This is a genomic window from Streptomyces sp. NPDC050560 (genome assembly GCF_044457285.1).
GTDB lineage: Bacteria > Actinomycetota > Actinomycetes > Streptomycetales > Streptomycetaceae > Streptomyces.
The window spans coordinates 307120-330963 of the sequence record NZ_JBITGT010000004.1; the positions used below are offsets into that span (position 1 = coordinate 307120).

At 73.3% G+C, this 23844-nt stretch carries 20 protein-coding genes; 8 read left to right on the top strand and 12 right to left on the bottom strand.

Annotation, left to right across the window (positions count from 1 at the left end):
• Positions 1–120: 120 nt before the first annotated feature.
• The 8 genes from ACIBIW_RS11160 to ACIBIW_RS11195 form a co-directional block, all read right to left on the bottom strand.
• Positions 121–1764 carry an ABC transporter substrate-binding protein gene (locus ACIBIW_RS11160; RefSeq protein ID WP_399334430.1) on the bottom strand — a complete coding sequence of 548 codons (1644 nt, stop codon included), beginning with the start codon at positions 1762–1764 and terminating at the stop codon, positions 121–123.
• Complete coding sequence (locus tag ACIBIW_RS11165) at positions 1761–2756, bottom strand: ABC transporter ATP-binding protein (protein WP_399334432.1); 996 nt, start codon at positions 2754–2756, stop codon at positions 1761–1763. Before ACIBIW_RS11165 ends, ACIBIW_RS11160 begins: the two co-directional genes overlap by 4 nt.
• Positions 2753–3880: an ABC transporter ATP-binding protein gene (locus ACIBIW_RS11170; RefSeq protein WP_399334434.1), complete on the bottom strand. Its 1128-nt coding sequence runs from the start codon at positions 3878–3880 to the stop codon at positions 2753–2755. Before ACIBIW_RS11170 ends, ACIBIW_RS11165 begins: the two co-directional genes overlap by 4 nt.
• Positions 3877–4767, bottom strand: coding sequence for an ABC transporter permease (locus tag ACIBIW_RS11175; protein ID WP_399334437.1), 891 nt, complete (start codon positions 4765–4767; stop codon positions 3877–3879). Before ACIBIW_RS11175 ends, ACIBIW_RS11170 begins: the two co-directional genes overlap by 4 nt.
• Before the next feature lie 73 nt (positions 4768–4840).
• A complete protein-coding gene (locus tag ACIBIW_RS11180) occupies positions 4841–5785 on the bottom strand; it encodes an ABC transporter permease (RefSeq protein WP_399334439.1) in 945 nt (314 codons plus the stop codon).
• Between the two features lie 178 nt (positions 5786–5963).
• Positions 5964–6899, bottom strand: a complete 936-nt coding sequence (locus ACIBIW_RS11185; protein ID WP_399334862.1) for an MGH1-like glycoside hydrolase domain-containing protein — start codon at positions 6897–6899, stop codon at positions 5964–5966.
• Positions 6900–7082: 183 nt separating this feature from the next.
• Positions 7083–8201 carry a sugar ABC transporter substrate-binding protein gene (locus tag ACIBIW_RS11190; RefSeq protein WP_399334441.1) on the bottom strand — a complete coding sequence of 373 codons (1119 nt, stop codon included), beginning with the start codon at positions 8199–8201 and terminating at the stop codon, positions 7083–7085.
• A 663-nt stretch (positions 8202–8864) separates the two neighbouring features.
• A complete protein-coding gene (locus ACIBIW_RS11195) occupies positions 8865–10505 on the bottom strand; it encodes an ABC-F family ATP-binding cassette domain-containing protein (RefSeq protein WP_399334443.1) in 1641 nt (546 codons plus the stop codon).
• A 455-nt stretch (positions 10506–10960) separates the two neighbouring features.
• Here ACIBIW_RS11195 and ACIBIW_RS11200 point away from each other — a divergent pair, with 455 nt between their 5' ends.
• Positions 10961–13711 (top strand): family 78 glycoside hydrolase catalytic domain, encoded by a 2751-nt coding sequence (locus ACIBIW_RS11200; protein ID WP_399334445.1) that lies wholly within the window; start codon positions 10961–10963, stop codon positions 13709–13711.
• A gap of 12 nt (positions 13712–13723) precedes the next feature.
• On the opposite strand, the gene ACIBIW_RS11205 is transcribed toward ACIBIW_RS11200, so the two are convergent.
• Positions 13724–14008, bottom strand: coding sequence for an SDR family oxidoreductase (locus tag ACIBIW_RS11205; RefSeq protein WP_399334864.1), 285 nt, complete (start codon positions 14006–14008; stop codon positions 13724–13726).
• A gap of 82 nt (positions 14009–14090) precedes the next feature.
• Between ACIBIW_RS11205 and ACIBIW_RS11210 the strand changes: the two genes are divergently transcribed.
• Positions 14091–15092 (top strand): MsnO8 family LLM class oxidoreductase, encoded by a 1002-nt coding sequence (locus tag ACIBIW_RS11210; RefSeq protein WP_399334447.1) that lies wholly within the window; start codon positions 14091–14093, stop codon positions 15090–15092.
• 96 nt (positions 15093–15188) lie between these two features.
• Here the strand turns inward: ACIBIW_RS11210 and ACIBIW_RS11215 are convergent, their stop codons facing one another.
• The 3 genes from ACIBIW_RS11215 to ACIBIW_RS11225 all read right to left on the bottom strand — a co-directional run bounded on the left by ACIBIW_RS11215 (position 15189) and on the right by ACIBIW_RS11225 (position 17176).
• On the bottom strand, positions 15189–16001 hold the full coding sequence (locus ACIBIW_RS11215) for an SAM-dependent methyltransferase (protein ID WP_399334449.1): 813 nt from the start codon (positions 15999–16001) through the stop codon (positions 15189–15191).
• A gap of 69 nt (positions 16002–16070) precedes the next feature.
• Positions 16071–16301 carry a DUF397 domain-containing protein gene (locus ACIBIW_RS11220; protein WP_399334451.1) on the bottom strand — a complete coding sequence of 77 codons (231 nt, stop codon included), beginning with the start codon at positions 16299–16301 and terminating at the stop codon, positions 16071–16073.
• Positions 16301–17176, bottom strand: a complete 876-nt coding sequence (locus tag ACIBIW_RS11225) for a helix-turn-helix domain-containing protein (protein WP_399334453.1) — start codon at positions 17174–17176, stop codon at positions 16301–16303. Before ACIBIW_RS11225 ends, ACIBIW_RS11220 begins: the two co-directional genes overlap by 1 nt.
• Before the next feature lie 445 nt (positions 17177–17621).
• Here ACIBIW_RS11225 and ACIBIW_RS11230 point away from each other — a divergent pair, with 445 nt between their 5' ends.
• The 6 genes from ACIBIW_RS11230 to ACIBIW_RS11255 all read left to right on the top strand — a co-directional run bounded on the left by ACIBIW_RS11230 (position 17622) and on the right by ACIBIW_RS11255 (position 23805).
• Positions 17622–18152: an ATP-binding protein gene (locus tag ACIBIW_RS11230; RefSeq protein WP_399334455.1), complete on the top strand. Its 531-nt coding sequence runs from the start codon at positions 17622–17624 to the stop codon at positions 18150–18152.
• Between the two features lie 17 nt (positions 18153–18169).
• Positions 18170–18580, top strand: a complete 411-nt coding sequence (locus tag ACIBIW_RS11235) for a hypothetical protein (protein WP_399334457.1) — start codon at positions 18170–18172, stop codon at positions 18578–18580.
• A gap of 209 nt (positions 18581–18789) precedes the next feature.
• On the top strand, positions 18790–20031 hold the full coding sequence (locus ACIBIW_RS11240; protein ID WP_399334459.1) for an EfeM/EfeO family lipoprotein: 1242 nt from the start codon (positions 18790–18792) through the stop codon (positions 20029–20031).
• Complete coding sequence (gene efeB / locus ACIBIW_RS11245; protein ID WP_399334461.1) at positions 20028–21410, top strand: iron uptake transporter deferrochelatase/peroxidase subunit; 1383 nt, start codon at positions 20028–20030, stop codon at positions 21408–21410. The genes ACIBIW_RS11240 and efeB overlap by 4 nt, the downstream gene beginning before the upstream one ends.
• A gap of 243 nt (positions 21411–21653) precedes the next feature.
• Positions 21654–23570 carry a phospholipase C gene (locus tag ACIBIW_RS11250; protein WP_399334463.1) on the top strand — a complete coding sequence of 639 codons (1917 nt, stop codon included), beginning with the start codon at positions 21654–21656 and terminating at the stop codon, positions 23568–23570.
• A 100-nt stretch (positions 23571–23670) separates the two neighbouring features.
• Complete coding sequence (locus tag ACIBIW_RS11255) at positions 23671–23805, top strand: hypothetical protein (RefSeq protein ID WP_399334465.1); 135 nt, start codon at positions 23671–23673, stop codon at positions 23803–23805.
• Positions 23806–23844: the final 39 nt, after the last annotated feature.

Consider the following 23844-nt stretch of genomic DNA (forward strand, 5'->3'; position numbering starts at 1 on the left):
CCGAGCCGTGGCGCGGGGTCGGCGGGACGGAGCGGGGTGGTGGGCGCCTCAGGCGGGCAGGGCGTCTCGGAGCGGTGGGGCGTCTCGGGCAGGCAGGGCGTCTCGGAGCGGTGGGGCCGTTCAGGCCAGGTGGACGGTGGTGAGGTCGCAGAACCACGACCTGGGCTCCACGAAGCCCTTCACGCTGCCGAGCAGCGCGCGGGGGTTGCGGTCGTCGACGATGAACACCCAGGGGGCGTCGTCGGTGATGAGCCGGGCCGCCTCGGCGTAGATGCCGGCGCGCTCCGCGTCGTCGAAGGCGGCCCTGGCCCGCCGGAAGAGGGCGTCGACCCGGGGGTTGCGCAGACGGCTCACGTTCAGCGGGCTGTCACCGCCGAAGAAGCTCGCCCAGAAGCCCTCCTGCTGCATCGTCAGGCTGATGTTGATCATGTCGGCGCCGCCGGGAATCCGGCCCGCGTAGTAGCTGGAGATCATCGAGGCCCACTCGACGGGCTCCAGTTTCACCTTGATGCCGACCTCGGCGAGGTTCTGCTGAAGGGCCTCGTTCATGGGTCCTGGCACCATGTTCCCGGAGCCGCTTGTGGGGTACGACAGGGTGGCGGAGAAGCCGTGCGGACGGCCCGCCTCGCGGAGCAACTGCCGTGCTCTCGCCGGGTCGTGGCGGTAGAGGTCGTTCGCGGGACGGTACGCGGTGTTGGCGCGGGCCACGGCCTGGTAGGCGGGGTCGGCGGTGCCCTGGAGCACGTTGCGTATCAAACCCTCCCTGTCCACCGCGTAGTTCATGGCGCGGCGCACCCGGACGTCGTCGAAGGGCTTCCTCGTGGTGTCGATGATCCAGGGCCAGACATGGTCGTAGCTGTTGGTGAGGACCTGGTAGCCCTCCTTCGCGAGCTGGGGCACGTCGTCGGGCGGCGGCACCTCGATCCAGTGCACCTGCCCGGCGCGCAGCGCGGCGACCCTGGCGGTGGCGTCGGGGATGGGCTGGAGCACCACGTACGCGGACCTGGGGGCGCCGTTCCAGTAGTCCGGGTTGGCGCGCAGGACGAGCTGTCTGCCGCGGGCCACGCTGTGGAAGCGGAACGGGCCGGTGCCGACGGGGTGCTTCTGGAAGCCCTTGTTGCCGTACTTCCGCACGGCGGTGGGGCTGGCGAGCAGCACGGTGGTGAGGTTGGACGGCAGGTAGGAGAGCGGGCCCTCGGTGCTGACGCGGATCTCCATCGGGCCCGTCCTGGTGACGCTCCTGATGCCGCTGATCGCCAGGCCCGCCTGGGAGTTCAGCTCCGGGTAGAAGTGGGGGCTCGACTTGTTGAGGTAGCGGTCGAAGTTGAAGAGCACGGCGTCGGCGTCGAAGGGGGTGCCGTCGTGGAAGGTGACGCCCTCGCGGAGGGTGAACGTCCAGTCCTCCCCGTTGCCCGCGCGGGTCCAGCGGGTGGCGAGGCCCGGCACCACGGGCGGGATCTGCTCCGCCGAGGTCAGGTCGAAGCGGGTGAGCCCGTCCCAGAGCTGGTTGCCGACGAAGCGGGTGCCCTCGTAGCCCTGGTTGGAGCTGAGGCCGGTGTCGAGGATGGGGATGTCGGACGCGGTCATGGCGATGACGAGGACGTTGTCGGAGGAGGCGCCCGGCACCACCCCCGACGCGCCCTGGGCGCCCGGCACGCATCCGGCGAGCAGTCCCGCGGCGGCCGACGCGCCCGCGCCAGTGAGCAGTCGGCGGCGGGTCGGGGCGTTCGCGCCGGTGTCCGCCGGGAGTTGAGGGGCCTTCATGGCGCGGTCACCGCCTTCCGGTCCGCTGCCGCTGCCGCGGTCTGGGGCTGCGTCCGGGTCCGGGTCGGTGTCGCGGTCGCCCAGCAGGCCGCGTTGTGGGCGCGGCCGACCGTGAGCAGGGTGGGCCGCTCGGTGCCGCAGCGGTCGAAGGCGTCGGGGCAGCGGGTGTGGAAGGAGCAACCCGGGGGCGGGGCGGCCGGGTTGGGCGGATCGCCCTGGAGGCGGATGCGCTGTCGGCCCTCGCCGGGCGCGGCCGACAGCAGGGTCCTGGTGTACGGGTGCGCGGGCGCGCCCCAGATGTCGGACGCGTCGCCCTCCTCCACGACGCGTCCGAGGTACATCACGACGACCCGGTCGCTGATGTGCTCCACCACGGACAGGTCGTGGGAGATGAAGAGGTAGGCGACGCCGAGGTCGCGCTGCAACTCGGCGAGCAGGTTGAGCACATGGGCCTGGACCGACTTGTCGAGCGCGGACACCGCCTCGTCGCAGACCACCAGGTCGGGTCCGGTGGCGAGGGCGCGGGCGATCGCGGCGCGCTGGAGCTGGCCGCCCGACAGCTCGTGCGGGAAGGCGTCCGCGTGCCGCCCGGCGAGGCCGACCCGGTCCATCAGCTCGGACACCAGGCGCCGCCGCCCGTCGCGCGGGAAGCCGTGCACCCGGAGGTTGAACTCGATGGAACGGCGCACCGTCAGCCGGGGGTTGAGGGAGGTCCCCGGGTTCTGCGGCACGACCTGGAGCCGTCTGCGCAGCTCCCGCAGCCGCCTGCCGCGGGCGGCGGCGAGGTCGGCGCCGTCGAAGCGCACGGTGCCCGAGTCGGGGGCGAGCAGGCGCAGCAGCAGCTTCGCGGTCGTCGACTTGCCGCAGCCTGACTCGCCCACGAGGCCCACGGTCTCGCCCCTGGCGACGGTCAGGCTGACGGAGTCCACGGCGCGCACCCCGCCGGGGAAGGTCTTCACCAGGTCGACGGCGTCGAGGAGTGGATCGGTCATATCGCGGCCTCCGTCTCCGTCTCCGTCTTCGTGTCCGTCTCCGTGTGCTCGTTCGCGCTCGCCCCGGGGGGTGGCCCGGGCGCGGGGCCGGGGTTGAGGACGGGGCAGGCCGCGCGGTGCCGTGGGGCCACCTCGCGCAGCGGCGGCGGGCTCGTACGGCAGTCGTCGGTGACGAGGGCGCAGCGGTCGGCGAAGGCGCAGCCGGTGAAGTGCTGCCCGGCGACGGGCGGGGCGCCCGGGATGGACGCCAGGGCGCCGCGCGGGGTGCCCCGGGTGGGCAGCGCGCCGAGGAGTGCCCGGGTGTAGGGGTGCCGCGGCGCCGTCAGCACCTGGCGTGCGGGTCCTGTCTCCACGATGGCGCCCGCGTACATCACCGCGACGGTGTCGGCGGTGTCGGAGGCCACCAGGACGTCGTGGGTGACCATCAGCAGGGCGGTGGAGGTGCGGCGCCCGAGGTCGGCGAAGAGGTCGAGGATCTGCGCCTGGACGGTGACGTCGAGGGCGGTGGTGGGCTCGTCGGCGATGAGGACGGAGGGGTCGCAACTGATGCCGATGGCGATCACCACGCGCTGGCGCATACCGCCCGACATCTCGTGGGGGAAGGAGCGGTAGGCGCGCGCGGGGTCGGGGATGCCGACGAGCCCCAGCAGTTCGTGGGCGCGCTCGCGGGCGGCACGGCGGGAGCCGACGGCGCCGTGCAGGGTGAGCACCTCGGCGAGCTGGCGCCCGACGCGGCGCAGCGGGTCGAGCGCGGCGGTGGGGTCCTGGGGGACGAGCGCCACCCGGGAGCCGCGCACCCGGCGCATCCCGGCGGCGTCGAGCGTCAGCAGCGACTCGCCGCCGACGGTGACCTCGCCGGTGACGACGGCGCGCGGGCCGTGCAGGCGCAGCACGGAGCGCGCGGTGACGGACTTGCCGCTGCCGCTCTCGCCGAGCAGGACCAGGGTCTCGCCGTGGTTCACCTCGAAGCTGACCGAGCGCACCGCCTGCACCTCGGCGCCCGAAGCGGTACGGAAGCGGGTGCCGAGGTCGCGCACGCGCAGCGCCGGGGGCGCGCCCACGGGGTCGGTGGCCTGCTCCGGGGGGCGGTGGTGCGCCGCCCGGGACGTGGTGGCGTCGGTCATGCCGTATCCAATCGGACGTTGAGGGCGGCGCGCAGTCCGTCGCCGAGGACGTTGAAGGCGACGGAGACGACGAGGATCACGGCGACGGGGACGAGCAGCAGCCGGGGCTCGGTGAAGATGTACTGCTGGAGGTCGCTGAGCATCAGGCCCCACTCGGGGGCGGGCGGGGAGATGCCGAGGCCGAGGAAGCTGAGCCCGGCGGCGGAGACGATGGACAGGCCGATGAGGGTGGTGCAGTAGACGAGGACGCCGGGGGCGATGTTCGGCAGTACCTGGCGGACGGCGAGGGTGGTCCTCGACGCGCCGGAGGCGCGGGCGGCCTCCACGAAGTCCGCGGAGCGCACCCGGGCGGTCTCGGCCTCGGCGACGCGGGCCACCGGTGGGACGAGGATGACCGAGAGCGCGATGACGGAGTTGGAGACGCCGGGGCCGAGCGCGGCGGCGATGGCGATGGCGAGCAGGACGGCGGGGAAGGCGTAGAAGACGTCGAGCACCCGCATCACGGCGCCCCTGGTGAGGCGGCTGCCGAGGCCCGCGACCAGGCCGAGGCAGGTGCCGAGGGAGCCGGAGACGGCCACAGGGACGAGTCCGGTGAGCAGGGAGGGCCTGGCGCCGTAGAGCAGCCGGCTGAGGATGTCGCGGCCCTGCCCGTCGGTGCCGAGGAGGTGTCCTGGCGAGCCGATGGGGGCGAGCCGGTCGTCGAGGACGCCGACGGTGGGCGGGTACGGGGCGAGCAACGGGGCGCAGAGCGCGGCGAGCGCGACCAGGGCGACGACCACGGCGGCGGTCTTCGCGGGGGTGGGGAGCCTCCTGCGGGATGTGGCGGCCCGCGCGGGGTCGTCCTCGACCGGGGCGAGCGCGTCGGGGGTTTCGGCGGCGGCGGACACGGCGCCTCCTTTCACTGGTGTCCTTGGGGCTCACTGGTGTCCTTGGGGCGCGTGGGAGCGCGTGGGGGCGCGGTCAGGCGCGGACGCGGGGGTCGACGGCGGCCTGGAGGCTGTCGACGACGATGTTGACGAGGACGAAGGCGAGCGCGGAGACGATGACCCCGGCCTGGATGACGGGCAGGTCGCGCTGGGCGATGGACTGGTAGACGAGCAGTCCGGCGCCCGGCCAGCTGAACACCGTCTCGATGAAGATGACGCCCCCGAGCAGATAGCCGAGTTGGAGTCCCGCGATGGTGAGCAGGGTCGGCAGGGTGTTGTGGAAGGCGTGGCGGAGTATGCCGCGTTCCGTGAGGCCGCGGGAGCGCAGCGCGTCGATGAAGTCCATGCTCATCACGTCGGTGACGGTGGCCCTGAACATGCGGGCGATGATCCCCATCGGCACCAGTGCGGCGGCGATTGCGGGGAGGACGATGTGCCGGGCCAGGTCTCCCCAGGTGCCGCCGTCGATCGCGTTGAACATGCCCGAGGTGGGAAACCAGTGGGTGGTCGCGGCGACGTAGATGATGAGCAGCAGGCTGATCGAGTACTGCGGCACCGAGATCGAGACGAGCGAGACGAGGTCGCTGATCGTCGCGGCGATCCGGCCGCGGCGCAGCGCGGCCACCGCGCCGAGTGCGACGCCGCCGGTGAAGGCGAGCGCGGCGGCGAACACGGTGAGGATGACGGTGTTCTCGAACGCGGAGACCACGAGCGGCCCGACGGGGGTCTGCTTGGCGATGGAGGTGCCGAGGTCGCCCTGGAGCACGTGCCAGATCCACTGGCAGTACTGGACGGGCAGGGGCTGGTCGAGGCCGAGTCGCGCGGTGAGGGCGGCGCGCTGCGCGGGTGTGCTCGTGGGCCCGAGCAGGCTCGCCACCGGGTCGCCGGGAATTATCTTGATCATGATGAAGACCACGATCGAGACACCGATGAGAATGGGAATCGCGGAGAGGGTTCTTTTGATCAGATAGCCAGTCACAAACGGCCTCCGGCGGGAATTCCGCGGACCGTGTGGCATGTGCCGCCGCCGCACCTTCGAAGCGTCCGGCCCATGACACCGCACAGGGAAACCTGGCCGTGTCCGGGGTGTTCTTCCGATGCCGCCGGAGCGTAGGAACGGCGGGTTTCTCCGAAAGACCGGCCGGATTTCCCCGGAGTTACGCCGAATCGGCGCGGCCGCCCGGCGCCGGAACGCGGTGCCGGGCGGCCGCGGGGCGGCCGTTCCGCCGCGGTGGGGAGGGTGCCGACCGCCGCTTCCGCCGTGCCGGGGACGGTGATTCGCGGTGCCGGACGCCGTTCGGGTCCTCGGGCGTACGGGGGCGCCGGGGACGGCCGTGAGGGGGTGGGGTCAGAGGCGGACGTGGGTGCGGCCGTCCCTGGCGAGGGTGGTGCGGTGCGGGCCCGCGGAGACGGCGTAGGTGTGGCCGCGCAGCCGTACGTTGTCGACGCTGTTGGTGCCGGGCAGGGTGAGGGTGCCGAACATCAGCGCCGCCGGGTCGCCGTCCCAGGGGTTGTCGGAGATCAGCTCGTGCAGGCCCTGCACGGGCATCGCGTTGGACCAGGAGTAGGTGCGCCAGGCGGTGTCGACGGCGGAGCCCATGACGCGCTGGCCCGGCTCCGGGCCGAAGGACTCGGGGAACCAGCCGTTCCCGGTCCAGGAGTCGGCCGGGGTGCACGGTGCCGCCCGAGCAGTACGCGGGGTCGTCGCGGGCGACGCTGGGGACGACGTAGGGGCCCCAGAAGCGCTTCGGGTCGAGGAGGTGCCGCTCGACGAGGACGTGGGCGCGCTCCTCGGTGGCGATGCCCGCGAACAGCGGGTAGAAGACGGTCGGGGTGACGCTCTCCTGCCAGGTGCCGTCGAGGTGGCGGCTAGCGCGGCGGCGGCGGTGCCCTGCGCCCCGGTGCCGCCGGTCGTGGCGGTGACCATGTCGTCCGGCCCGGGGTGGGCGATCACCTCGCGGAGCGCGTCGAGGTGATCGGGCGTCTGATCGGGCGTCAGGGTGCGGTCGTCGGTGGTGATCTCGACCCACTTGTAGGCGCCTTCCGGGGACATGGGCGGCGAACGGCCGTCCGGGAGTGGGGTACGGAGGCATTGCGTGGCTCTGGGCCCCGGCGTCCACGGTCCCGGTAGCGGATGCGGGTGCGGCCTCGGCGGGGCCGCGGTGGTGAGCGCGGCGGCGGGGCCGACGAGTCCCGTGGCCCCCGCGGCCTTGAGGAAACCCCGCCTGCGCGCGTGGGAACGCCCCCGGTGGCGGAGGGGCCGGGGCTGCGGGGTGTCAGTCCGTCAGGCCGATGGACTTGCAGGCCGCAACGTAGTCGCCGGTGCAGATGTCGCCGACCTTGTAGATCTTGTCGGCGATCACCGTGGACTTGATGGTCTTGCGGGTCAGCGCCTGCACCGGGATGAGGTGGGTGCGGATGTCGTGCTTGGTGGCGCTGTCGGTCTTGTCGAGCGCCAGCGCCTCGTACTCGATCATGCGGCCCTGGGAGACCTTGACGGCCATCTCGGCCGCGGTGGCGGCCTCCTCGGGGTAGGGCTTGTACACGCTCATGTACTGGTCACCGGCGACGATCCGCTGGACGGCGGCGAGTTCCGCGTCCTGCCCCGTGACCGGGGGGAGGTCGGTGACGCCCGCGTCCTTCAGGGCCTGGATGATGCCGCCCGCCATGCCGTCGTTGGCGCTGTAGACACCCGCGATCTTGTCGGCGCCGAGGGCGTCGACCGCCTCCTTGATCTTGGCGGCGGCGGTCTGCGGCTTCCAGCCCTGGATGTCGTACGACCTGGCGATCTTGACGTGGCCGCGCAGCTCGGTGAGGGCGCCGTCCTTGAAGAGGGCGGTGTTGGGGTCGTCGGGCGAGCCGTTCATCATCACGACATTGGTGTCCTTGTCGGCCTTGCCACCGATACCTTCGAGCAGCTCCTGCCCCTGCACCTGACCCACCTGCTGCCCGTCGAAGGTGACGTAGCTGTCGACGGGCCCGTCGGCGAGGCGGTCGTAGGCGATCACGGGGATGCCCGCGTCCTTCGCCTTCTTGATCGAGGAGGCGATGGTCTTGTAGTTGACCGCGTCGACGATGATCGCGTCGACCTTGTCGGCGACCATGTTGTCGAGCTGGGCGTTCTGCTTCGGGGCGCTGCCCTTGGCGTTGGCGTAGACCAGGGTGCCCTTGTCGTGGGTCAGGGAGGCGATCTGGCTCTTGATGACCGGGTGGTCGAACTTCTCGTACCGGCCGGTCTCCTGCTCGGGCAGGAGCAGTCCGATGGTGACGTCGTCCCCCTTGGTGGCGCTGGGACCCGAGTCGTCGTCGGAGCCCGTGAGCGTCCCGCATCCCGCCACCGGGAGGGTGAGGGCACAGACCGCCGCGCCGACGGCCGCCCCTCTTATTCGCGTCATCACCTGTTACGCCTCCCCTTTTCTGGGCGTTTCGGCGGATTTCTAACCCCCCGGCCCGCCTGAAAGCCAACTCCGAGGTCCCGCTTGCGTCAAGAAGTCAACCTTAACGGGATGGTAATGGTTCCCACCCTTTGACCTTAACGTCGGAGTACGTCTCACCGAACCGCGGGTGAATACCGGCCCTGCGCGCGAACACCATGGTCACACGTCCGGAATGTGATCTTCCGGCGCGGGGGTCCGAAAGGCAAGAGTCAGGAAGGGACGACCGATCCTCACGCGCCGCGTTCGCGGCCCGAAGGCGGCTCGCCGTACCGCTCGGAGCCGCCCGGCCGGGGTCGGCCGGAAAGCGACGGCGCGAGAGGGCCGACAGGGGCGGTTTTGCCCGGAGTCGGCCCGATTGATGCGCGTGGCGTCCGATATCGACCGGCACTGCCCGGTGTTGGGCGGTGTGGGCCGGGATGGGGCGGGTTGGGCGGCGTCGGCCTGGGTGGGCCGGAATCGCTCAAACGGTCGCTCTGGGTCGGTCGGACCGGGGGCGGAGAGTACACGGTCGAGGGCGTGTTCGTCCAAGACCGCCCGTGGAAGGCGTGGCGGGGCGGCGCGGCCGGGGCCCCCGCCCCGCCGGCATCGCCCGCCCCGCCCGTACCGGGGCCCGGGCGCCCGTCACGGTGCGCCGAGGTCGGTGAGGCGGCCGTCGTCGAGCCTGAGCCTGCGGTCCACGCCGATCTCGCGCAGGAACCGCTCGTCATGGCTGACCACCACGAACGCGCCCTGGTAGGCGAGGAGCGCCCCTTCGAGCCTGGCGACGCCCGGCAGGTCGAGGTTGTTGGTGGGCTCGTCGAGCAGCAGGAGCTGGGGCGCCGGCTGTGCGAAGAGCACGCAGGCGAGGGTGGCGCGCAGCAGCTCGCCCCCGGAGAGCGCCCCGATCCGCAGCCGGGTGCGCTGCCCGCGGAAGAGGAAGCGGGCGAGCAGGTTCATGCGCTCGGCCTCGGGCATCGCGGGCGCGGCGGCGGCCAGGCTCCCGGCGACGGTCATGTCGGGGTCGAGCAGGTCGAGGCGCTGGGAGAGCTGGGCGACGCGGCCCTCGGCGCGCCGCACCTCGGCCCCCTCCTCGGGGGTGAGGGCGCCGCTGAGGAGCCGCAGCAGGGTGGACTTCCCGGCGCCGTTGGATCCGGTGAGGGCGATCCGCTCGGGGCCGCGGATGGTGAGGTCGACGCCCTGGCCGGCGAAGACGGGGCGCTCGCCGAGGCTGACCCGCATCCGCGCGCCGCTGAAGACGGTGCGTCCCGCGGGGACCCTGGTGGCGGGCAGGTCGAGGGCGAGCGCGTCGTCGTCGCGCACGGCGCGCCCCGCCTCGTCGAGCCGCGCCCGCGCGGCATCGACCCGGGAGCCGTGGGTCTCGTCCGCCCTGCCGGCCGACTCCTGGGCGCGGCGCTTGCGGGCGCCCGCCAGGATCTTCGGGAGCCCGGCGTTGGAGACGTTGCGCGCGGCCTGGTTCTGGCGGCGCGCGGCGCGCTCGCGGGCCTGCTGCATCTCCCGCTTCTCCCGCTTGACCTCCTGCTCCGCGTGCCGCACGGTGCGCTCGGCGGCGGCCCGCTCGCCCCGCAGTGCCTCCTCGTACGCGGTGAAGTCGCCGCCGTGGAAGCGCAGTTCGCCGGAGTCGAGTTCGGCGATGCGGTCGACGCGGTCGAGCAGTTCGCGGTCGTGGCTGACCAGGAGCAGGCAGCCGTGGCGGCTGTCGAAGGTGTCGAGGACGTCGTAGAGGGCCCGGCGCGCGTCGGTGTCGAGGTTGTTGGTGGGCTCGTCGAGCAGGAGCACCGAGGGCCGCTTGAGCAGTTGCGCGGCGAGGCCGAGGGAGACGATGCGGCCACCGCTGAGGGTGTCGAGGCGGCGGGTGAGGGACAGCTCGCCGAGGCCGAGGCGGGCGAGCTGGGCGCGGGTGCGCTCCTCGACGTCCCAGTCGTCGCCGATGGTGGTGAAGTGCCGCTCGTCGGTGTCGCCCGACTCGATGGCGTCGAGCGCGCGCAGCACGGGCGCGATGCCCAGCACCTCGGCGACGGTCATGTCACCGGTCAGCGGCAGGGTCTGCGGCAGGTATCCGGGGGTGCCGGTGACGGTGAGGGAGCCGCGGGCCGGACGGTACTCCCCCGCGATCAGCCGGAGCAGCGTGCTCTTGCCCGCGCCGTTCGGCGCGACGAGGCCGGTGCGGCCGCCGCCGACGGAGAAGGACAGGTCGCGGAAGACGGGGGTGGCGTCGGGCCAGGAGAAGGACAGCCCTGAGCAGACGATGAAGGCGTCGGACATGCGGAGGACCTCGGCGGGAGTGAGGGCGCGCGGACGGGCCACGACCGGCGCGGGCGGTGGTCACACGGGGCGGGGGGAATGACGAACCGGCCACTTCGGCGGCGCCAGTGCGCTCACCGGTGGCCCGACAGGCCGGGAATCATCCCGAGATGTCGTCGTCACCCGCCACGGGTCTTCTCCCTGCTCGCTCGCTGTCACCCGGCGTGCCCGGCGCTGTGTCCCGGGTGGCCCCGGGCTCCGCGCCCGGGACCTTTCCACCATACGCATCCGGCCGCCGCGCGGCATCCGGTTTTCCCGGCACTGCTCGGTACGGGTCCCGTACCGAGCAGTGGTGTGCGGGTGGCCGCCGCACCCTTCCGGCGTGCCGGGCCGCCACCTACGATGCGGTGCGGGGGGTGCTCGTGGTGCCCGTGGTGTTCACGGGCCCGGCCTCGGGCCTCCGGGGAAGGGCGGCGATGACACAGGACACCTCGGGCGCGGACGCCACCGGCAACGCCGTGGAGCCGTACGCCCTCGCGGTGGAGCAGCGGGAGCGGCCGCGCGAGGTCGACGACCGCGAGCCGCGGTTCTCCTGGCGGCTGCGGTCCCGGCGCAGGGGCGCCGCCCCGGCCGCCTTCCGTGTCGAGGTCCACGAGTCGGCCCCCGGGCACGCGCCCGTCTGGGACACCGGTCAACTCCCCTACCCCGCCGAGGTGTTCGTCCCCTACGGGGGCGCCACGCTGCGGCCCGCCGCCACCTACCGCTGGCGGGTCACCGTGTGGGACGACACCGGCGCCGCCGCGGAGGCGGAGTCCTGGTTCGAGACCGGTCTGCGGGGGCTCGACGGCTTCGACGGCGCGGCGTGGATCGGCGCCGACCCGCTGCTCGCGCCGGAGGCGGGCCCGCCGACGGTGAGCGACCGCAGCCGCGCCACGTCCTCGCTCGCCGGGCCCCGGCTGCTGCGGCGCGCCTTCCGGCTCGACGAGGCGCCGCGCCGGGCGCGGCTGTTCGCGACCGCGCGCGGCCTGTACGAGCTGCACCTCAACGGGGTTCGGGTCGGCGACGAGGAGCTGGCGCCCGGCTGGACGGAGTACGCGCTGCGCACGCTGTACCGGGGCCATGACGTCACCGGGCTGCTCGCGGCGGGCCCCAACACGCTGGGCGCGGTGCTGGGCGACGGCTGGTTCTGCGGCTACGTGGGCTTCGACGCGCTGCGCGGCGGCCGGCACTACGGGGCCGCGCCCCGGCTCGCGGCGTGGCTGGTGCTCGACATGCCGGACGGCGGGCGCACCGTGCTGACCACGGACGGGCGGTGGGAGGAGCGCCCGGGCGACACGCAGTACGCCGACCTGCTGATGGGCGAGCACGTCGACGGCGCCGCCCGCCGCGCGCTCTCGGGGTGGGCGGCGCCCGAGGGCGGCGTCGGCGGCTTCCGGCCGGTACTGGTCGCCGACCGGGACCTGTCGACGGTGCGCGCGGAGACCGGGCCGCCGGTGCGTGTGCTGCGGGAGGTGGCGCCGGTGGGCGTCTCCTCGCTGGGTCCTGGGCAGCTCGTCGTGGACTTCGGCGAGAACCTGGTGGGCCGGGTCAGGCTGACCGTGCGCGGCGCGGGCGCGGGCGACACGGTGACGCTGCGGCACGCCGAGGTGCTTGAGGGCGGGGAGCCGTACACGGAGAACCTGCGGCGGGCCGAGGCCACCGACCGCTACACGGCGCGCGGCGGCGGCCCCGAGGTGTTCGAGCCCCGGTTCACCGTGCACGGCTTCCGGTACGCGGAGGTGTCGGGGTACCCGGGGGACCTCGATCCCGCGGACATCACCGCGAGGGTGCTGGGCAGCGACACCCCGGAGGCGGGCGAGTTCGCCTGCTCGGACGCGCTCGTGGGCCGGCTCCAGGGCAACATCGTCCGGGGGCAGCGCGGCAACTTCCTCTCGGTGCCCACCGACTGCCCGCAGCGCGACGAGCGGCTCGGCTGGCTCGCGGACGCGCAGATCTTCGCCCCGACCGCCTCCCGCAACCGCGACGTCTCCGCGTTCTTCGCGCGCTGGCTGCCCGACGTGCTGCACGGCCAGGACGAGGACGGCGCCTTCCGCGACGTGGCGCCGCTGCTGAGCACCTACCGGGAGGCCGCGCCCGCCTGGGGCGACGCGGGCGTCATCATCCCCTGGCACCTCTACCGTGCCTACGGCGACCTCCGGGCCCTGGAGTGCTGCTTCCCCGCGATGGCGGCCTGGGTCGAGCACATCCACCGGCACAACCCCGACCTGCTGTGGACCCGCCGCACCGGCAACAACTACGGCGACTGGCTCCAGGTGGACGCGGAGACCCGCAAGGACGTGCTGGCCACCGCGTACTTCGCGCACAGTTGCGATCTCGTGGCACGGGCGGCGGAGGTGCTGGGGCGGGCCGGGGACGCGGAGCGCTTCCACGCGCTGCGCGGACGTGTCGCGGCGGCGTTCCGCGAGGCGTATGTGGACGGGCGGGGGCGGGTCGCGGGCGAGACCCAGACCGGCTATCTGGTGGCACTCGCCTTCGGGCTGCTCACCGAGGAGCTGGCCGGGCGGGCGGCGGCCCGGCTCGCGGCCGATGTGGAGGCCAGGGGCAACCGTCTGACCACCGGCTTCGCGGGGGTGGCGCTGCTGTGCCCAGTCCTCACCGAGTGCGGCAGGGCGGACCTGGCGTACGCGCTGCTGCACCAGACCGCGTACCCGTCCTGGGGGTTCTCGCTGCTGCACGGCGCCACCACCATCTGGGAGCGGTGGGACGGCTGGACCCCCGAGGGGGGCTTCCAGGCCCCGGAGATGAACTCGTTCAACCACTACAGCCTCGGCTCCGTCGGGGACTGGCTGTACGGCAGGGTGGCGGGGCTCGACCAGGACCCGGCGTCGAGCGCGTACCGCCGGCTGCTGCTGCGGCCCACCCCCGGCGGGCTGCTCACCTCGGCGAGCGCGCGGCAGGAGACCCCGCGGGGCGAGGCGGCGTGCGGGTGGTCGCTCGCGGACGGCACGCTCACGGTGGAGGTACGGGTGCCGCCCGGCAGCGAGGCCACGCTCGAACTGCCCACCGACGAGACCGAGTCGGTGCACGAGGGCGGCCTGCCGTGGGCGGCCGCCGGGGGTGTCGCCGGGCTCGGGACGTATCCGGGCGGTATCAGGGTGGCGCTGCGCTCGGGCCGGTACGCGTTCACGGCGCGGTACGCGGCTCCCGGGGCGAACGACGTTGCCTGAGGCGGGAGTTGGTCAACCCGCCTTCGCCTGGAGGGAGATGCCGCCATCCACGGGCTTCGCGACGCCGGTGACGCACGGGGCGCGGTCGCTGCACAGCCACACCGCGGCCTCCGCGGTCTCGCGCGGCTCCGCCATCCGCTTCTGGATCTGCGGGGCGACGAACGCCTCGTCCCGTACGGGCATCTGACGCACCGCCGCGTCGGTCATCCCGGTGCCGGTGGCGCCGGACACCAGCGCGTTGACCCGGATGCCGCGCTCCCCGTACCCGGCCGCCGCGGCCCCGGTGCTGCCGAGGATGGTGGTCGCCGCCGGGGTGCGCCACCCGGGGGGGCGGCCGTCGCCGTGGGGTGTGCCAGGACCGGCTCCCTATGCTGGCCGGATGAGCGACGTACCCCTCTCCGCGCTGGAAGTGGCCGCGATCCAGGCCGGCGCCCGCGCCGTGGACACCCTGCGGGACACCGCCCCCTTCGCCGCGCGGCTCGACCGGCTCGGCTACCGCAGGCTCTGGTACGCCGAGCACCACCACTCCCCCGCCATCGGCGCGTTCCCCCCGGTGGTGCTCGCCGCGCACGCCGCGGCGGCCACCTCCGCGCTCCGGGTGGGCTCGGGCGGGGTACTGGCGCCGAGCCACGCGCCGCTGATGCTCGCCGAGCAGTTCGGGACGCTCGCGGCGCTGCACGGCGGCCGGGTCGACCTGGGCATCGGCAGGGGGCCCGGCACCTTCGACGAGGCCACCGCGCGGGCGCTGCGCGGCGCCGCGGGGCCCCTCACCGACGACGGCTACCGGACGGCGGTGGCGGACACCCTGCGCTTCCTGGTGGCGGAGGTGGCGCTCGGCACCCCGCCAGAGCCGTGGCTGCTGGCGTCGAGCACCGCGGGCGCCGCGCTGGCCGGGGAGCTGGGGCTGCCGGTCGCGGTGGCCCACCACATCAGGCCCGACAACACCCTTGCCGTGCTGGAGCGTTACCGGTCCCGCTTCACCGCGTCGCGGTGGTGCGAGCGGCCCCGGGCGCTGGTGTGCGTGGAGACGGTGTGCGCGCCCACGCGCGCGGAGGCCGAGTTCCTGGCCGGTCCGATGGACGTGATCAGGGCGGGGCTGCTGAAGGGGGTGAGCGACAGCCCGTTCCCGACGCCGAAGGACGCCGCGGAGCATGTGTTCACACCCGAGGAGCGCGCGGTACTCGCCGGGTTCAGGGCGCAGCAGGCCGTCGGCGGTCCCGGGGAGGTGGCGGCCAGGCTCGGCGAACTCGCCGCCGCCACCGGCGCGGACGAGCTGATGCTGACCACCCCGGTGTACGCGTTCGCCGACCGGGTCAGGTCGTACGCACTGGTGCGCGAGCGCTTCGGGGACGGCACCCGGGCGACCGCGGACCGCGGCTGACGGCGCGTCAGGCACCGTACGGGCGCTGCCGGTGGGCGGGGGCGGCGGCATGCTCCCCGCCCGTGTCGCCGCCCCCTCCCGGTACCTGGCGGCCCGTCAGGGCTTGCGCGCCAGCGCCCCGTAGGCCGCGATGTCCTCGTCCCTGATCGACGGGGCGACCGCCGGGTCGGGGCGCCAGCGGTGCACGGGGACGATGCCGGGCTCGACCATGTCGAGGCCGGTGAAGAACTCGGCGGCCTCCGCCCTGGTGCGCAGCCTGGTGGTCATGCCGTGGGCGGTGTACTGGCGGCCCACGTCCGCGACCTCGGGCGCCATGTCGGCCGTGACGATCGACATGGCGAGGAAGCTGCCGGAGGGCAGCGGCGCGAGGAGCCTGCGGACAAGACCGCAGGCGTCGTCCTCGTCCAGCATGAACTGCACGAGGCCGATCACGGTGAGGCCGACGGGCTTGCCGAGGTCGAGGGTGTCGGCAAGCTCCGGCGCGTTCAGGATGGCGTCGGGCTCGCGGATGTCGCCCTCGACATAGGCGGTCCTGCCCTCGGGGGTGCTCGCCAGCAGGCCCTGGGAGAGGGTGAGCACGATGGGGTCGTTGTCGACGTAGAGGACCCGGGCGTCCGGGCTGACCTCCTGTGCGATCTCGTGCAGGTTGGGCTGGGTCGGTATGCCGGTCCCGATGTCGAGGAACTGGCGGATGCCCTCCTTCTCGGCCAGATGGCGCACCACCCGGTTCATGAAGTCGCGGTTGGCGCGGAACGCGACCCGCATCGCGGGCCACTCGCGCACCGCCGCGTCGCCCGCCTCCTGGTCGACGGGGTAGTGGTCCCTGCCGCCCAGGATGTAGTCGTAGACACGCGCCGAGTGCGCGTGCTGGGTGTCGATCCGATCAGCGGGCCATCCGTTGTCGCGCAACGCCGCCCCTCCCCTTCTTCATTCGCTGTCGCTGCCGCCCGGTGTCGCTGCTGGTGCCGGCGGCACCGGTCAGGACAGCAGCCCGTCCGCCTCGCCCGCCTTCACCCCGCTGACGAACCGCGCCATCTCCACCGCGGTGAGGATGAGCGCGGGCCCGCCGGGGTCGGTCGACTGGCGCATGGCCACGTGCCCGTCGCCGAGGCGCTTCACCTCAAGGCAGGCGCCCCCGGCGTCGTCGCTCCAGGGCTTGCGCCAGCCGTGGGCCCCGAGATCCCTGCCGTCCCGCACATGACGGTGCACTACAGCTCCTTCCGGATCGCGCCGAGTACGTTCCTTGTCCTGGTGGCGGGCACCGACTGGGCGCCGATGCGGTCCAGCGTCTCGCGGTACACCACCACGTCGCTCTGCTGGTCCAGATAGACCGAGCCGACGAGGCCGCCCAGATAGACGATCTCCGGCAGCTCCCTGGCCTCGAACCTGAAGAGGTGGAAGGACCCGGCGCGCATGCCCGGGTGGGGGCCGCCCGCGAACGGCATCACCTGCAACCGCACCCGGGGGCCCGAGCTGACCTCCATGAGGTGGTCGAGCTGCGCGCGCATCACCTTGGGGCCGCCGACCGGCCAGCGCAGCACGGTCTCGTCCATCACCACCCACAGCAGCGGGGGCGACTGACGGCGCAGCAGTTCCTGGCGGCGCAGCCGCAGTTCGACCATCCGCTCGATGTCGTCGGAGGGGGCGTGCGGGTTTCCCGCGGTGAGCAGAGCGCGCGCGTACTCGCGGGTCTGGAGCAGCCCGTGGATGAACTGCTGCTCGTAGGCGCGGATATGGAGGGCGGCCTGCTCCAGGTTGAGGTACGCCTCGAACCAGTCGGGCATCACGTCGCGGTAACCGTGCCACCAGCCGCGCTTGTTGGCCTCGCGGGCGGAGCGCAGGAAGGTGTCGACCTCCTCGCGGTCGTCCACCCCGTACGTCTGGAGCAGCTTCTCCACGTCGGCGAGGCGCAGCCGGCCGACCTTGGCGGCCTCCAGGCGGCGGATCGTCGAGTGGCTGACCCCGATCGCCTCCCCGGCCTGCTCGAAGGTCAGCCCGGCGCGCCTGCGCAGCTCTTCGAGGCGTCTGCCAAGGATCATGCGCAGGGCGGAGGGCGCGTTGTCCCACCGGGTCTCGTCCGCCACCGCCCTGCTCCCCCCTCGTCTCGTCGGACCCTCCGCCGCCCCGGGGGCGTGTCCTCGCGGATCGGCACGGAGCCTCGCCGAATCGCCACGGGAGCACCGCCCATGGGCCGCGCAGGCGCAGTCTGCCATGGCCCGCATGTAATGAGCAGCATGCATCCGGCACTTTGCAATTTTCAACTTACCTCTTGCAGAGTGCACCGAGCAGGTGACACAGTGAACTCACTGCCACCACTGGCGGCGGACGCCCCACCGGCGCCGAACGGCCCCTGGCCGTACGGGCGTTGAGGCGGGGCGGCACCCGGGCATGGCGCGAGTGGGCGGTGGACCCCGCGCATCCACGCGGCGGGGCGGGGCGACGCACGATCGGCGTCCTCCCGGACGTACGGCGCGGACGAAAGGCGAACCGACGTGGCACCCCCACCCACTCCGACCTAGGCCGCCGCTCATGAACGAGACCGCCGAAGCATCCGTGTGCGCGGGCGCCGCGCACCGGACGGACCGCACCCATCTGCTGCGGATGCCCGCCGCCGCCTCCCTGGTGCGCACCGCCCGCGGGGCCGTGCGCGAGGTACTGGCCGCCTGGGAGGTGCCCAGCGAGGTGGGGGACGACGCCGTCCTGGTCGTGTCGGAGCTTGTCACCAACGTCATCGCGCACACCCCGAGCACCGAGGTGGAGTGCCGGCTGCGCGCCCGGGGCGACCTGGTGCGCGTGGAGGTGACCGACCAGGTCCCGGGCCCCACCACCCCGCACCGCCGCGCCCCCACCCCGGGTGGCGTGAGCGGCAGGGGACTCGCACTGGTCGGCGAGCTGAGCCGGGCCTGGGGGGTACGGGAGTGCCCCCGCGGCACCGGCCGCACCGTGTGGGCCGAGCTGGCCGCGGCACGGGAGCCCGCCACGGCGGCCGGGGCAGCGCGCCCGGCCGCGTCCCCCCGGCCCCCACACGGCGGTCACCGCCGAGAACGCCGAGCGACATGACCCGTGAACCGGCAGCAATGTCCCCCCTGAACAAGGCCACGGCGACCGCGGCGCGCAGGCGCGGACGCCACCGCGAACGGCTGCCGCTGCCGCAGGGCGCCCCCGCCGCGCTGGGTTACGACGCGGTCGGCATCCCCCAGGACGACGCGGCGCGGGTGATGCGGCGCCTCTCGCCGTCGCGCGCGGGGTGTGTCTTCTCGCTCGGCGAGCTGTGGTGGTGGATCGTGCCCGCGGGCTCCCATATCGACATCGCCTGGCCCGAGTCCACCACGTACTCGGTGGACGCGTACGTGCCGTCGGGGCCACGGCCCCGGCTCGTGCACAGGCCGGACGGCGACTCTCCCTACACCTCGCCCATCCTCCTGTACATCGTCACCTGCCAGATCGCCGGCACCATGCCGTCCTGGCCGCACCCGGCCCACCCCTGAGCACTCGGCCCGCCCCTGAGCCCGCGCCGCCGCGGCGGTGCCGCGGTCCGGCGCCCGGTGACGGAACGCCCCGCGCCCGGCGACAGAACATGTGAAGGCCACCCGCGAATCATCCGGAAAGCGGTCTCCGTTCACCTTCCGGCGTCTACCATTCGCACCGCCCGCCGTGTTTCTGCGGTGCGGCAGCGGTACGGAAGAGGGAGATCCACATGGTGCGGGCCGACTCCGGGGACACACCGGACTCCGGGGGCACACCGGGCGGCCGATGGTTCCGCGGACGCCGCGCGGCGGCCGTCGCGGGGGCGCTCGTCCTGGTCGGGGGTGTGGCCGCCGCCGTGTCCCTGACCTCGGGCGGGGACGGCTCGGCCGACACCTCCGCGCCGGGCGAGACCCGGATCGAGGTGTCCCTGGCGGGCTGCGGCAAGGGCTGGGACGACCCCCACCCGGGCGCCCAGGACTTCGGCCTGCGCAACACCGCCGACCGCACCGCCGAGGTGTACCTCGTCGACTCCTCCACCGGCGCGGTGTACGGCGAGGTGGAGGGGCTCGCGCCCGGCACCACCAGGACCCTGCGGGCCACCCTCGGGGACGGCTCGTACCGCTTCCGCTGCCTGCCCGACGACGCCGCGGCGATCAACGGGCCCGTCGTCCACATCAAGGGCGGCCACGGCGCCTCGGGCCCCGCGGCGCTCCCGGTCACCCAGCACGATCTGATCCCGCCGACGCTCGGCTACCAGAAGTGGGTCGGCGGCCAGATGTCCGACCTGGTGAAGAAGGTGGACGCGCTGCGCGACGCGGTGCGCTCGGGCGACCTCGGCGCCGCCCGGGACGCCTGGCTGCCCGCCCACCTCCAGTACGAGCGCCTCGGCGCCGCCTACGGCACCTTCGGGGACGCCGACGGCGCCATCAACGGCACCGACGCGGGCCTGCCGAAGGGCGTCGACGACCCCGGCTTCACCGGCTTCCACCGCATCGAGCGGGGGCTGTGGCACGGCGAGTCCGCCGCCGCCCTGCGGCCGTACGCCGACCAGCTCTCCAAGGACGCCAAAGGGCTGCGCGACGACTGGTCCGGGCAGCGGATGGACCCGCTCGACCTGGGGCTGCGCGCGCACGAGATCCTGGAGAACACCGTCCAGTTCGAGCTGAACGGGCGCACCGACTTCGGCAGCGGCAGCAACCTCGCCACCGCCCGCGCCAACCTCGACGGCACCGAGGCCGTGATGACCCGGCTGCGGCCCCTGCTCAAGTCCCGTATGCCGCACCTGAAGGACCTGGACACCGCGATGGACCGGGCCCGCAGCACCCTCGACGCCCAGCGGGACCACGGGCACTGGACCCCGCTCGACAAGCTCTCCGCCGCCCGGCGTGCGCGGGTCAACGCCGACCTCGGCGACCTCGTGGAGCGCCTGGCGGACGTCGCGGCGATCTGCGACACCCGGAGGACCGCGTGACCGCGCGCCGCCCGGAAGAACCCGCCACCGCCGGGCCCGCGCGCCGCGCAGCAGCGGCCGCCGCCCCCGCCACCACGACGCACGCGAGCACGGAGAGCAGTTCCATGGACAGGACGGACAGCACCCGCCTCCCCGCAGGGGACCCCGGCCCCCGCACCGGGCGGGGCGGCACCCGGCGGCGTTTCCTCCAGGGCGCCGCGGCGGCCGGGACCGCGGCGAGTGCGGGGCTCGTCGTCTCCGACGCCGCGGGCGCCGCCACCGACGGCGAGGACCCGGACAGACGCGTCGCCTTCCACGGCACCCACCAGCCGGGCATCCTCGCCGGGCCCTGCCGCGCCACCGCGGTGGTCTCCTTCGACGTCACCGCGCGGGACCGCGGCGAACTCGGCGACCTGCTGAAGACGCTGACCGAGCGGGCGCGCTTCCTCACCACCGGCGGCGCCCCGCAGAGCGCGGGCATCACCGCGCCGCCCACCGACTCGGGCACCCTCGGCCCCGAGGTGCCCGCCGGGGGCCTCATGGTGACGGTGGGCGCGGGCGCGTCCCTCTTCGACGACCGGTACGGGCTCGCGGCGCACCGGCCGCGGCGGCTGACCGCGATGGACCCGTTCCCCGACGACGACCTCGACCCGAAGTGGTGCGGGGGCGACCTCAGCGTGCAGTTCTGCGCCGACGACCGCGACACCGTGCTGCACGCGCTGCGCGACGTCGCGAGGAACACCCGGGGCGGTATGCAGGTCCGCTGGCGGCTCGACGGCTTCTCCTCGCCGCCGCGGCCCTCCGGCACCCCCCGCAACCACATGGGCTTCATGGACGGCACCGCCAACCCCGACACCGGCGACGCCCGCGAGATGGGCAGGCTGGTGTGGGTGGACGCGGGCGACGGCGAGCCCGCCTGGGCCACCGGCGGGAGCTACCAGGCGTTCCGTCTCATCAGGATGCTGGTGGAGTTCTGGGACCGGGTCTCGCGCACCGAGCAGGAGCGGATGTTCGGCCGCAACCGCGACACCGGCGCCCCGCTCGACGGCGACCACGAGAAGGACACACCGCGCTACCCGCTCGACCCCAAGGGCGACGTGATCCCGCTCGACAGCCACATCCGGATGGCCAACCCGCGCACCACGGCCACCGACCGCAGCCGCATACTGCGCCGCTCGTACAACTACGACCTCGGCACGGACGCCAACGGCAACCTCGACATGGGGCTGCTGTTCTGCGCGTACCAGCAGGACCTCGACCGGCAGTTCAAGGCCGTGCAGAAGCGGCTCGCCGGGGAGCCGCTGACCGACTACATCTCGCCGTTCGGCGGCGGCTACTTCTACGCGCTGCCGGGGGTGCGCGACCGGCACGACTGGTACGGAAGGGCGCTGCTCGGCTGAGCGTGCGGCGCCACGGAGGCGGACCGTGGAAGGGGGTGTGCGGCCCGGGGCGCCCACCGGGTCACGGGTCACGCGGCTCCGCCGAGGGCACCCGGATTCGTCAAGGGCACGTCAAATTTTACTGGGCAATTGCCGACCTTTCCTTCACCTCCACGCCATGGTGGGTGTCCCGGGTAGTAGACAGCCAGGAAGAGACTCCGGCGGTACGCCTCACCATGCCACTCCCCAGAAAGACGAGGGCACATGGCCAGGAACGCAAGACCATCAGCTCGCTCGGCCCCACGGTGGACGCGCGTAGCGGCTCTGACCGGGGCCGCGGTGCTCACCGCGCTCTGGCCCGCCGCACCGTCCTTCGCGGCGTCCCAGCACCATGACCCGGGGCACCACAGCCCGGGCCACGGGCACGGCGGCCACGGCCACTCGGGGGACGACAGGACCTCCACGCCGGTCAAGCACGTCGTGGTGATCTTCGGCGAGAACATCTCGTTCGACCACTACTTCGGGACCTACCCGAAGGCGACGAACGAGGACGGCACCAAGTTCAGGGCCGCGCACCACACCCCCCGCGACATCGACACCGCGGCCAACAAGGGGCTCGTCGAGAAGAACCCCAACCAGTACGCGCCCAAGCGGCTCGGGCCCGACGAGGCCATGACCTGCGACCAGAACCACAGTTACACCCCCGAGCAGTACGCGTACAACGGCGGCAAGGCCGACAAGTTCGTCGAATACACCGACTCGGGCAAGTGCTCGGGCAACCTGTTCGGCGAGCCCGGCCTCGGGATGGACTACTACGACGGCAACACCGTCACCGGGATGTGGAACTACGCCCAGCAGTACGCGCTGAGCGACAACAGCTACGACGACGTGTACGGGCCCTCCACGCCCGGCGCCATCAACGTCGTCTCGGGCCAGACCCACGGCATCATCTCCACGGACCCCGCCAGCAGCACCGAGGACCCGCGGCAGACCGACGAGCCGGACCCGTACACCGTGGTCTCGCCCGACAAGCACGGCGTCGGCACGATGATCAACGACCCGGACCCGGCGTACGACGACTGCTCCGGCACCGACCACACGTCGAAGAACGCGCTCGGCGTCATGCAGGGCAAGAACGTCGGCGACCTGCTGAACAAGAAGAACGTCAGTTGGGGCTGGTTCCAGGGCGGCTTCCGTCCCGGCACCGCCTGGGACGGCAAGGAGGGCCACTACGCCAAGTGCGCCTCCGTGACCCACGCCAACGTCGGCGGCGCCCAGGTCGAGGACTACAGCCCGCACCACGAGCCGTTCCAGTACTACGAGTCGACGGCGAACCCGCACCACCTGCCGCCGAAGAACGTGCAGGAGATCGGCCACGACGGGCAGGCCAACCACCAGTACGACATGGTGGACTTCAACGCCGCCGTGAAGACCGGCAACCTCCCCGCGGTCAGCTACCTGAAGGCGCCCTCCTACCAGGACGCACACGCCGGCTACTCGGACCCGATCGACGAACAGCACTTCGTCGTCGACGAGATCAACCGCCTCCAGAAGTCGCCGCAGTGGAAGGACACCGCGGTCGTCCTCGCCTACGACGACTCCGACGGCTGGTACGACCACGTGGCGCCGAAGGTGGAGAACGGCTCGCGCGACACCGCCACCACCGACAGCGGCCTCGTCACGGACGGCCCCGCCTGCCAGGCGGGCCCCCGGGCCAAGGGCGGCTACCAGGACCGCTGCGGTCCCGGGCCGCGGCTGCCGCTGCTCGTGGTCTCCCCGTACAGCAAGGTCAACTCGGTGGACCACCACCAGACGCAGCAGTCCTCCGTGGTCAGGTTCATCGAGGACAACTGGCGCCTCGGCCGCATCGGGGACGCGTCCTTCGACGCCGACTCGGGCTCGCTGAACGGGATGTTCGACTTCCGCCACTCCAACAAGAAGCAGGTACTGCTCCGCAGCGACGGCTCGGTGAAGTCCATCCACCGCATCCCCTCGCACGTGCGGACGGCGAGCGAGAAGAGCGTCAACGCGCAGATCTACGACGGCAAGGACATCGCCCTGTCCGCGCAGAGCGACGACGACATGACCGTCCCCGCGGTGACCGGCGCCGCGGTGCTCGTGGCGGGCGGCGCGGCGTACGTACTGATCCGGCGCTTCCGCCCGCGGCTCTCCCGCCGCTGAACGCCTGACGCCGCACGCGTCCGGCGCGCGTCACGGCCGGGGCGAGGGGGTCTGCCCCGTCGCCCCGGCCGTGCCCTGACAGGCTTGCGTCCCAAGCTGCTTGAGACGCGACAGCGGCGCCGTGCACGACGTGGCCTCCGCACACCTCGCCAACGTCGGGCAACAGGAGCGACGGCCGCGCACCGCCTCCTCCGACGTGGAGAGCAACATCCCGGTGCCGTACGACTTGCGGTGAAGGGAGCCGAGTGGCGCCGCACGTGCTCACCGGAGCATG